The sequence below is a fragment of the Shewanella sp. 11B5 genome (assembly GCF_002836795.1).
In the GTDB taxonomy this organism is placed as follows: Bacteria; Pseudomonadota; Gammaproteobacteria; order Enterobacterales; family Shewanellaceae; genus Shewanella; species Shewanella frigidimarina.
Window position 1 is genome coordinate 1 of sequence record NZ_PJAP01000101.1, and the last position, 1,285, is coordinate 1,285.

At 33.3% G+C, this 1,285-nt stretch carries 1 protein-coding gene; it reads right to left on the minus strand.

The features are described 5' to 3' along the window. A partial coding sequence (locus CXF78_RS00840) for a hypothetical protein (protein ID WP_219622040.1) occupies positions 1–1,274 on the minus strand: 1,274 nt, incomplete at its 3' end. Positions 1,275–1,285: the final 11 nt, after the last annotated feature.

A 1,285-nucleotide genomic window follows, 5' to 3' on the forward strand; every position in this document is an offset into this window, starting at 1 on the left:
CCTAACTTATGGTTTTTTAAAAAACACTCTAATGACACTTCATTAAAATCTAGTGCGTCAAACAAATAAGGTGAATCCTTTAACGCTTGAAAAATAATTGAGTTTTGAAATTGACGAACCCATCGTTTATGAAAGTAATTCATTAGAGGCTCTGGCAGATAAATTTTTATAAGATCCGAACGTACTTTGTTATGCCCCAAAGCCTCAGAAACATCATTAATAGATTGTGTTTCGAGGTAAATTTGTAATGCTCTCGCTTTTCGAATACTACGAAGAGTAACAATCGATGATAATTTTTTTGCATCCGATTTACTTAAAATTAATTGCTGATCCTCATTATATGAATCGACATAAAATATTTGACTAGATTTGCTTGATATTACTAATAGTTTACCTACGTCTTTTGACCTGCTTGCGACTTGCAGATTTGCAGTTAACATGACAAAGCGCCAATCATTACCACCGTTTCTCTTTAATGACTCTCTTGCAAATCGGGTGTGTTCGATGAGTACATCAACAATAGACTTAGAATAATCTGTCAAAATTACTTCTTGCTGAGCATTTGTTGCACCTTTTCTATGTTTAAAGCTAACAGCTATCCAATTCTCCCCAACTTGTTTCAATCCAACTAGGTTTCCGTTTCTGTCGTACAACTCCCACTCTTGAAGCCAACTAGGTGTAATTTTTGGATGTTTAAGGATTATGAGTAAAGCTAAACATAATAAGGATTGAGGAGTCGGTAGGCACAATTCCTTTAGTAAAATCAATCCTTGAGCATCGAAACCCAAGTACTTCGTAGTCCTAGCACCCACACCAAAACCATAATGATAAAAAGTAGCTACGCTGTTGTCTAAATGATTAATACCTACTGGTATCACATTTTCTCTTGTTACATTACTTGGATGTGGTTTTATTTTTCCAGTTTCTCGAAAATTTTTATTTCGTTGTAATCGATACTTTATATCATCAAAAACTTTTTTACATATAATTCGGATATGCTCTAGATCTCGTTCTAACCGTTTTTTTATTAAATCTAATGCCTCATCATCTTTAATTTCCAAAGGAATATCAATAAGCCACCGTTCATTTTCTCTTTCACTAAAACTACCACCTATTGAAATACCGTGTTCACTTTTCATAGGCTCTTTAAACTCAGGTAATATAAACGGTTTATTTGGCTCATCAATATAACCTGTAGCAATAAAGCAATCAGAAAAAACCCTAATAGTACATGTCCAGTTCTTTATAAATGATTTAGGATCATTGTTTTTCATTAATGACTTAA